Genomic DNA, 2470 nt, shown 5'->3' with positions numbered 1-2470 from the left:
GCGCAGGCCGTCCGGTGGCTCAGCGGGCGGCCGGGACCCTGACCAGCTGCTTCGGCCCGTCGTTGCCGTACTCGTCGGCGGGGTGCGCCACCTCGACGAACCAGCTCGGCTCCAGCAGGTCGGCACCGCCCTCGTAGGGCGCCGCCCAGTACGCGAGGACGCTCGAGACGACCGCAAGCTTCTCGGTCCGGCTCTTGCGGTGCCGGGCGGACTCGAGCACCCGCTCGAGCGCCTCGCCCTCCTCGACCAGCTCGGCCTCGCGGTAGAGCTCGACGGCGTCCCAGGTGGTCGCCATGAGGCGCAGCGGCCGGTCGTCGTCGAGGAACGTCGCGTTCACGCCGGCCCGCGGGCCCGTGACCGGGATGCCGTCGAGCGTGACCCGCGAGCGCACGTCGGTCTTCACCGCGAACCGCGTCCGCTCCTTGCCGTCGAAGCGCACCGCCTCCACGACGGTCGCGTCGATGCTCGTCTCCAGCCGGACGCCGTCGAACCGGGCGACTTTCGGACCGAGCCCGTACCGCTCGGTCAGCTCGCCGGTCACGCCGACGGCCTTGTCGGCGGGCAGCGGCTCGGGGTGACCCTTCTCGGGGTCGGCGGCGGCGACGCCCCGGACGGTGTCGACGAGGGCCGTGACGCCGGCCAGCCGGTTGCCCGGCCCGCCGTGCACGAGCGTCGCCTCCTTGCCGACGAGCGCGAACGCCTCCTCGGTGCGCACGACGTCGCCGTCGATGCGGAACGCCTCGGCGAGTGCGCGAAGGCGCTCGTCGTCCAGGGCAGCAGGTCGCACGCGGGCGACCGAGATCGTGGTCATGGCTGTTCCTTCCGAAGGTGGTGGGTGCTCAGCAGGCGTGCGGGATCCAGGTCCACGAGAACCAGGAGCCGCCGCGGTGCGGGTCGGAGCTGACGAAGCCGTGGTCGTGCAGGAAGTCGGCGCCCGTGTTGGTGCCGGAGCTGTTGGCGTAGAGCACGGCGGACTCCACCCAGCTGGGCTGCGTGAACTCGGCCATCCAGAACCACGCGTCGACCACGCGCATCGGGTGGCGCCCGATGAGCCACTCGGGGATGCCGAACATGGCCGTGAGCCAGCGCCCGTCCATCGCGGACGCGAACGCCCGTCCGGGGTTGGCCAGGTCGAGGCTGGTGGTGGTGAAGCTGAGGATCGCGTGCAGGCCCTCGAACGCGTCGGCCCAGCGGTCGAACACGTCCCGGTTGGCGCCCTGTTGGACCGCGTCCATCTGCAGGGTGTTGCAGACCTCCAGGCCCAGCCACTCCAGGTCGCCGTGGCCCAGGCGCAGGTCGCCGTCGTTGCCGGCCGCGCTCGTCGTGAAGTCGCCCTGCACCTGCGAGTCGTCCGGCACGTCGCTGCGGAAGTAGAAGCCGCTCGGGCTGCCGTGGCCCGTGAAGTACACGATGTCGGCCTGCTCCACCCACTGGTCGGCGTGGCCGCCGCGGGCGTTCGCCTTGAAGTCGTCCTCGAACGCGTTCCCGTCGCCCCAGTTGAAGATCCCGTTCCCGCTGTCGTGGTTGCGGAGCTCGTCCCAGAACCCGCCCGCGTCCTCGTGCTCGTGCGTCAGCGGATTGAGGTTGTTGTACGCGTTGATCCACTCCGTGCCGATGCCGTACGACATCGCCATCCCCCTTCGTCGTCGAACCTGTCACCTGGGAAGAGAGGCACCACGGGGTGGTGATACGCGCGCGGCGGGTCATATCTGCTCGCTCGCGTGCGCCGCCGGTCGTACCGTCCGGCTCATGGACCTGCCCCGTCACCACACGATCCGCGAGCGCAGCCACCGGATCCTCGACCCCYTCACCGACGCGCAGCTGGCCACCCTCGGCCGCGCGCTGCACCTCGATCCGGGCGCGACCGTGCTCGACCTCGCGTGCGGCAAGGGCGAGCTCCTGTGCACCTGGGCGCGGGACCACGGGACGGTCGGGACCGGGGTGGACCTGAGCACGGTGTTCGTCGCCGCGGCACGGGAGCGGGCCACCTCGTTGAACGTCGACGTGGCGTTCGTGCAGGGCGACGCCTCCTCGTACGTCGCCGACGAGCCGGTGGACGTCGCCTCGTGCGTCGGGGCGACGTGGATCGGCGGCGGGGTCGTCGGCACCCTGGAGCTGCTCGGCCGGTCCCTGAAGCCGCGCGGCATCGCGCTCATCGGCGAGCCGTTCTGGAAGGCCGGACCGCCCAACGAGTTCCTGTCCCTGCCCGACCTGGTCCGGCAGTTCGGCGACGCCGGCTGGGACCTGGTGGAGATGGTGCTGGCCGACGAGCACAGCTGGGACCGGTACGTGGCCGCGCAGTGGCTGAACGTCCGCCGGTTCCTCGACGAGCACCCCGACGACGAGCTGGCGCCGGCCTTCCGCGAGGAGCTGTCGACGGCACCCCTCGACTACGTGACGAACCAGCGCCCGAACCTCGGCTGGGGCGTCTTCGCGCTCGTGCGGCGCCCCTGATGGACCCCTCGGCGGG

General features: G+C 71.9%; 3 protein-coding genes. 1 reads left to right on the top strand and 2 read right to left on the bottom strand.

What is annotated here, in order from left to right; genetic code table 11:
- Positions 1-19: 19 nt before the first annotated feature.
- Both AC1DUQ_RS20640 and AC1DUQ_RS20635 read right to left on the bottom strand, forming a co-directional pair.
- Positions 20-811: a hypothetical protein gene (locus AC1DUQ_RS20640; protein ID WP_477062535.1), complete on the bottom strand. Its 792-nt coding sequence runs from the start codon at positions 809-811 to the stop codon at positions 20-22.
- Positions 812-839: 28 nt separating this feature from the next.
- Complete coding sequence (locus AC1DUQ_RS20635) at positions 840-1634, bottom strand: DUF6345 domain-containing protein (RefSeq protein ID WP_477074509.1); 795 nt, start codon at positions 1632-1634, stop codon at positions 840-842.
- A gap of 115 nt (positions 1635-1749) precedes the next feature.
- Here AC1DUQ_RS20635 and AC1DUQ_RS20630 point away from each other — a divergent pair, with 115 nt between their 5' ends.
- Positions 1750-2454: an SAM-dependent methyltransferase gene (locus AC1DUQ_RS20630; protein ID WP_477074508.1), complete on the top strand. Its 705-nt coding sequence runs from the start codon at positions 1750-1752 to the stop codon at positions 2452-2454.
- Positions 2455-2470 lie beyond the last annotated feature (16 nt).

It is taken from the genome of Cellulomonas sp. P4_B5_2 (genome assembly GCF_056402235.1).
This window is presented reverse-complemented; position numbering and strand designations above follow the sequence as displayed.

Bases quoted from the DNA above. Each gene is read 5' to 3' on its own strand.
- AC1DUQ_RS20640 (WP_477062535.1), bottom strand. From the start codon at position 811: ATGACCACGATCTCGGTCGCCCGCGTGCGACCTGCTGCCCTGGACGAC.
- AC1DUQ_RS20635 (WP_477074509.1), bottom strand. From the start codon at position 1,634: ATGGCGATGTCGTACGGCATCGGCACGGAGTGGATCAACGCGTACAAC.